Source organism: Ureibacillus suwonensis (assembly GCF_042655065.1).
Classification (GTDB): Bacteria; Bacillota; Bacilli; order Bacillales_A; family Planococcaceae; genus Ureibacillus; species Ureibacillus suwonensis.
This window is the reverse complement of record NZ_JBHSNQ010000038.1, coordinates 61,646-67,838: the sequence shown is the minus strand read 5'-3', so window position 1 is coordinate 67,838 and position 6,193 is coordinate 61,646. Positions and strand designations below refer to the sequence as shown.

At 39.2% G+C, this 6,193-nt stretch carries 8 protein-coding genes; 6 read left to right on the top strand and 2 right to left on the bottom strand.

The window, feature by feature from the left end; all coding sequences use genetic code 11:
• Positions 1–183: 183 nt before the first annotated feature.
• The 3 genes from ACFPOH_RS03710 (at position 184) to ACFPOH_RS03700 (ending at position 3,226) form a co-directional block, all read left to right on the top strand.
• Positions 184–1,146, top strand: coding sequence for a DUF4003 family protein (locus tag ACFPOH_RS03710; RefSeq protein WP_390308858.1), 963 nt, complete (start codon positions 184–186; stop codon positions 1,144–1,146).
• A 60-nt stretch (positions 1,147–1,206) separates the two neighbouring features.
• Positions 1,207–2,634 (top strand): aldehyde dehydrogenase family protein, encoded by a 1,428-nt coding sequence (locus ACFPOH_RS03705; RefSeq protein ID WP_342580646.1) that lies wholly within the window; start codon positions 1,207–1,209, stop codon positions 2,632–2,634.
• Between the two features lie 97 nt (positions 2,635–2,731).
• Positions 2,732–3,226: an acyl-CoA thioesterase gene (locus tag ACFPOH_RS03700; RefSeq protein WP_342470822.1), complete on the top strand. Its 495-nt coding sequence runs from the start codon at positions 2,732–2,734 to the stop codon at positions 3,224–3,226.
• 73 nt (positions 3,227–3,299) lie between these two features.
• Here ACFPOH_RS03700 and ACFPOH_RS03695 read toward each other — a convergent pair whose 3' ends face one another.
• Together ACFPOH_RS03695 and ACFPOH_RS03690 are read right to left on the bottom strand one after the other, a co-directional pair.
• Complete coding sequence (locus tag ACFPOH_RS03695) at positions 3,300–4,157, bottom strand: methyl-accepting chemotaxis protein (RefSeq protein WP_465270738.1); 858 nt, start codon at positions 4,155–4,157, stop codon at positions 3,300–3,302.
• Between the two features lie 3 nt (positions 4,158–4,160).
• On the bottom strand, positions 4,161–4,616 hold the full coding sequence (locus ACFPOH_RS03690) for a protoglobin domain-containing protein (RefSeq protein ID WP_465270737.1): 456 nt from the start codon (positions 4,614–4,616) through the stop codon (positions 4,161–4,163).
• Between the two features lie 138 nt (positions 4,617–4,754).
• Here ACFPOH_RS03690 and ACFPOH_RS03685 point away from each other — a divergent pair, with 138 nt between their 5' ends.
• From ACFPOH_RS03685 to ACFPOH_RS03675, 3 genes are all read left to right on the top strand, one after another.
• Entirely contained in the window at positions 4,755–4,982 is a 228-nt protein-coding gene (locus ACFPOH_RS03685) for a hypothetical protein (RefSeq protein WP_342470824.1), read from the top strand.
• A gap of 232 nt (positions 4,983–5,214) precedes the next feature.
• Positions 5,215–5,520, top strand: a complete 306-nt coding sequence (locus ACFPOH_RS03680) for a magnetosome magnetite crystal formation protein family (RefSeq protein WP_390308857.1) — start codon at positions 5,215–5,217, stop codon at positions 5,518–5,520.
• A gap of 204 nt (positions 5,521–5,724) precedes the next feature.
• Positions 5,725–6,189 carry a CtsR family transcriptional regulator gene (locus ACFPOH_RS03675; protein ID WP_342470826.1) on the top strand — a complete coding sequence of 155 codons (465 nt, stop codon included), beginning with the start codon at positions 5,725–5,727 and terminating at the stop codon, positions 6,187–6,189.
• Positions 6,190–6,193 lie beyond the last annotated feature (4 nt).

Sequence of the window (6,193 nt, the reverse complement as noted above, 5' to 3'; positions counted from 1 at the left end):
ACGGAAATACACGGCCAACAAAGATCAACTGACCAAAAATAATGGAGAGAAATGGAAAAAGGAGAATTTGAGTTGGCTCAAATTCTCCTTTTTCCTATTTTGAAGCTAGTTTTGTCCCAGCCTCTTTATTCATTTTGAAACTTGTCCTCCTGGAAAACGTATAACAACTAGGAGTGATTAGAAATGGATACACAATTTACCGAAGAACTTCAGAACAATTACAACCGGGCCGTCAATTATTTTGGAAATCAATTTAAAGTAAGCGCGGTTATTTCCCTTGCCAGCAAGTATACCCTTGAAAAAAGGGAATTCAGCGGGGTGGCGCTGCAAAAAATCGTCGACCAAATGGCGGAATACTCAAAAAAGGCTTTGTCCATCCAAAAAAATTCGCCGATTCCCTATTACATAGCCGCCCGGTTTTTGGGGCAAGATTTGGAAGCATGCTTTGAAAATTTATTGCAAAGGGATGGGGCGTTAAAAGAAGCCGGGTTTCATAACTCCCCTTTCCGGTTGGCGGGTGCGATGATGCTGGATGAAGATATTCATCTTCACGCAAAACGGGCAAAAACGTTATATGTTGAAATGCACCGTAAACAATTCATTTTAACGTCCAAAGAAGATGTACCTTATGCAGTTTTATTATCAAAAGTAAATGAACCCCCTCAATTACAAGTAGAAACAATGGTGCAATATTACAAAGCTTTAAGAAAACAAGGGTTTCTGTTGGGCAATTCCCTTCAATCCCTTGCGCAAATTTTAACAATGTACAGCGCCGATTATAACGAAACGCTTCTCCAGTATGTGGCAGAGCTGCGGCATTCATTGAATCATAGAGGCATCAAAGTAAAACCGATACACTATCCGTATTTGGGGATTTTAGCGTTAAATGCAACAGATAATGAAAAAATAGATGAAATAGCGGAATGGCAGAAAGCTTTATTGGAATTAAAAATATTCCGCATGGCAAAGGAATTGGCACTAATTGTCGCCATCCAAAAAATCATGAGAGAGCTGGTTGAGGTGCAAAATATGGTCGATATGAAAGAGCTTTTTATTGAAGATTTAATTGATGTTATGGAAATTACGCTGGATGTTGTGGATATTATTTTTTTGCCTGGAATTGATTTGTTGGATTTCTTCCGTTGATTCACTCAAAAATTGTTGGGAGTGATAAAATGGAAATAAATCATAATGGAGGTGTAGGAGATGAAAGAAACAAAATTATGGATTAACGGTCAATGGGAGGAAGCGAAAGAAACCTATGACTTAACGGCTCCTTATACTGGCGAAGTGATTGCCAAAGTGGCAAAGGCTTCTGTACAAGATGTGGAACGGGCCATCCAGGGAGCTCATGAGGCTTTCCAAACGTTTAAAAAAACATCTGCGTATGAAAGAGCGGAAATCTTATATAAAGTTGTGGACATCATGAAGAAAAGAAAACAAGAATTTGCAGAAATTCTTGCCAATGAAGCTGGAAAGCCGATTACCGCCGGACTTGCTGAATTGGACCGTACGATTGCCACTTATCAGTTTTCGGCAGAGGCGGCAAAAAATGTTTTTGGCGAAACCGTGCCGATGGATGCAGCTCCGGGTGGAAAAAATCGCCTCGGCTTTACAAAACGTATCCCTCTAGGAGTTGTTTCGGCCATTACGCCATTTAACTTTCCGTTCAATCTCGTTGCCCATAAATTGGGGCCAGCCTTTGCAGTCGGAAATACGGTTGTTTTAAAACCGGCCACTCAAACACCGTTAAGCGCATTGGCGATGGCGGAAATTTTTAAAGAAGCCGGTCTTCCTGATGGCGCATTGCAAATCGTGACCGGCTCAGGCGGAGAATTGAGCGATGTGCTAGTGACCCATCCTTTTGTGAAAAAAGTGACGTTCACTGGCAGTGGCGCGGTTGGAATGAAAATCAAAGAAAAAGTGGGCTTAAGAAAAGTGACATTAGAATTGGGTTCCAATGCGGCGGTTATCATCGAACCGAGCACGCCGATCGAAAAAATCGTCCCTCGCACGGTGAGCGGCGCATTCGGCTTTTCCGGACAAGTATGCATTTCGCTGCAACGAATTTATGTTCATGAATCCATTTACGATCAATTTACAGAGGCTTTTGTGAAAGAAACGAAAAAATTGAAACTGGGAGATCCGTTTGACCCGACGACGGATTTAAGCGCCATGATTCATCCGAAAGAAGTCGAGCGCATCAAAGCATGGATAGAAGAAGCGAAAGCGCAAGGGGCGGAAGTGGCGACAGGTGCGGAATTCACTGAACGCACGATGACTCCAACCGTGATGGTGAACGTGAAACCGGATATGAAAATCATGTGCTTGGAAACCTTTGCGCCGATTGTTTCCATCGTCCCTTACAAAACATTGGATGAAGCGATTCAATATGTCAATGCCTCCGATTTAGGTTTAAATGCGGGAATATATACTAACGTTCTTACAGATGCTTTAAAAGCGGCGGATGAATTGGAAGCGGGGGCGGTTGTCATTAATGATATCCCGACATTCCGCATAGATAATATGCCATATGGCGGTGTGAAAAATAGCGGATATGGGCGGGAAGGTATTAAATATGCCATTGAAGAAATGACGGATTTGAAATTTATAACGATTAAAACAGACCTGTAAAAAAAGTTGCAATGCTCATCTGTATGAAATTAATATTATGTTTGCATAATAATCGCAATGTATTGGAATAGTATACAATGAATTGGAGGACATACAAATGAGCAATGCATATCCAATGAGCCAGTCACGTACGGTTCAGAACCGACTCGTATTACCTCCTGATGCGAATCAATATGGTTCCATTTTCGGAGGAAAGATCTTGGCGTATATTGATGAAATAGCGGCACTTTCTTGCATGAAACATTGTAAGAAAGAAGTGGTAACCGCTTCATTTGATTCCGTCGATTTCGTTTCTCCCGCTTATGTGGGGGATATGTTGGAGTTGGAAGCCATCGTCACTTCCACAGGAAGGACATCCATGGAAGTGTATGTGCGTGTCTTGTCCCGCAACATCAAAACCGGAGAGGAAAAATTGACAACAGAATCTTTTGTAACGATGGTGGCCATTGATGAAGAAGGGAAACCGACGCCGGTTCCGGAAGTTTATCCGGAGACGGTGGAAGAAGAGAGATTACACAAAGCCGGATTAGAAAGACAAAAGTTGAGGAAGGAAAAAAGAAAAAAATTAAAAGAGGTTGCCCTCTTAAAATAAATATTGAAGCTGTCCGGAAATATTTTTCCAGACAGCTTCGGTTTTTATAAGCAGGTTGAAGTTCTTTTATCCATTAATTCGAAAAATCGTGAACCGCTTTAATTAAAGTATCCGAAGATTTGGCTATAAGAGAAGTGCTTTCCACCAGGTTTGCAATATTATTGGAAATTTGTTCAATATCTTTGGAAGTGGAAGCATACTGATTGCGGATTCCCGACACTTTCTTGGCAATTTGTTCAAAGGATTCCGCCAAATGCTCCTGGGTTTCCACACTTAGTTTCACTTGTTCATCCACGTTATTTACACTGGATGTCATTTCAGAAATATTCGCTTCCATTTCTTTTATTAATGTAGAAACGCTTTGCACGGCTTTCTTCGTTTCTTCCGCAAGCTTTCGCACTTCTTCCGCTACAACGGCAAACCCTTTCCCGTGTTCGCCTGCACGGGCGGCTTCAATGGAAGCGTTTAAAGCGAGCAAGTTTGTCTGATCGGCAATGCCAGTCACCAAATTGACAATTTCAGAAATTTTTTGGGAAGACGAACGTAAGTGAATCATGGAATCTTCCAATAAATTGACACTGTTTAAAATCATATTCATCAAGTCTGTTTGTTTCGCCAATTGGGATTTACCCTGATTTGATTTTTCTTCTGTATCCGCAACATAATCCAAACCTTGCGATGTGGATGAAGCAATATTTTGAGATTGCTCTGAAATGATTTGGATGGATGTCGTCGTTTCTTGATTCATCACATTCAGTTCTTGGGCGATTTGTTGAATGGATGCGATCAGAGATTGTTTTATTTTGTCATTTTCTTTGCGGACCCGTTCTTGTTCTTTTTCATAGGCTTCAATTACGAGCTGCTGTTCCAAATTGATAATCTTTGAGAAGGCATTGGTTGCGCGCAATGCTTCTTCATTCGAAAGATTCAATTCTTAGATGAACTGTGCAAAAGAAGAATTCAGAGATTGGAATGATGAAAGATACCATTTTGACATCAGTCCAATCTTGATATGCGCAAGAGCAATCCTAGTCCGGTTTTCGATATATTTTTTATCAATCTGCCCTTCGAAAATGTCATTTATATGTTTGGTGAGCGTTATTTTTAATCGGTCCATTGTTGAATATCGATTGATAAGATCAACGAGTTGGCGATTAATCGAAATGTTATCGTAAAAAGTATTCACCATTTTTGGAATATAGTTTTTAATGAGAGGTTTTAACTGGCGCAGGATAGCCAAATCATTTTTGGTCAATTGAATTGTTTCAATTTGCTTAGCTATGCCGGGATACTCGGAAACCTCGATTAATACATCGTGAACATATGTTTCAAGATCAAAAAACCGTTCCTCCATTGACTTGCCGTCTTTACTGAATGGCACAAACTTCATATGTATCCCCCACTCTAATCATTTTTTATTAAAATCATTCTTGCAAACTCAATACCTGAATTTGTATTTTCCTTGGATACGTTGTAAAATACGATTAGTTTATGTATTTAAAAGTAAGCGCAAAGGATGTTTGTCAAGATGAACCAGCGAAGGCTTGCATATATCATAGTTTCAATGGTGACAGTGGCAGTATTTGCTGCCCTGATGTTGAATCATATGTTTGAAGAAGTACCAAAGAACCATAAAATATTGATTATCATCAGTGCTACCCTATTTTCGGGTCTTTTTGCCCGCTTTCTATTCCCTACAGAACATCCTGATTATGTAGATCCGAAAAATGTGGATGGACAAAAAAAGGATAAGTAAAGCCGCTCATATGGGCAGGCTTTTTTCTTTTTTCAAATAATAGCATACAACATTGAAATTTCTAAAGAACTTTTTGTCTATTAATTGAAAACAATGGAAAAAATAAGTGGTGAATTAAGCAATAAATTTAAAAAAATTTCAAGAAGTTGAAACTATTAAAAGAATCATCCGTATATGTATATAGCAAGTAATTAATAAATATAAACAAAAAGAAACGGGAGTTGACAAATATATGGAAGAAAAGTGGGCGAAAATAATCATACATGCAAGTGCGTTTTTTGCTCCGGTTTTAGTGCCAATTTTATTTTTCTTAATCAGCAGTGATGAAAGTGTGAAGCGGCTTTCCGTCCAAGCGTTGTTATTCCAATTCGTCATGTGGGTATTGATTGGCATATCGACGGTGTTAAGTTTCGTATTGATTGGCATTCCATTCTTAATCATTTTCGGCATTATGACAATTGTTGTTCCAATTATCGGTATTATCAATGCCCTTCAGGAGAACGATTGGAACTATCCTTTTGTAGGCCGTTGGGTGTAATCGGCAGGACCTTTTCATGACCCTGCATCTTTAAGCAAAGATGAATATATTAGATAAAAATCGGCAAAACGTAAAGTAATACGTATTGTCGATTTTTTTAACCTCCATTTTGTCGAGGGTTTTTATTTGCACATGAGCGAAAAAGGAAATATAATAAAGTCAAAGAAAGTCAAAGTCAAAAAAGCGAGGTGAATTGTAAAAAAAATGAAAAATATTTCCGACTTGATTGAAGGGTATTTAAAAAGGGTTATCGAATTAGATGGTAAAGGACATATTGAAATCAAACGCAGCGAATTGGCCGATAAATTCCAGTGTGTTCCCTCGCAAATTAATTATGTAATCAATACACGATTCACGGTGGAAAAAGGCTACCTTGTTGAAAGTAAACGGGGTGGCGGTGGATATATCCGGATTTTCCGTGTGAAACCGAGCTCAAAAGTTGAGTTGATAGATCATTTAATAAAGCAAATCGAAAAAGGCGCCACCCAAAATATGGCGGAAGATATCATTTATCGCTTGCTGGAAGAAGAAATGATCAATGAAAGAGAAGCAACATTGATGCTCGCAGCCGTCAATCGGGATACATTAAAGCTGCAACTACCAACTCGCGATGAATTGAGGTCGGCGATTTTAAAAGCGATGTTATTAACTTTAAAATATGAAAAATGAAGAG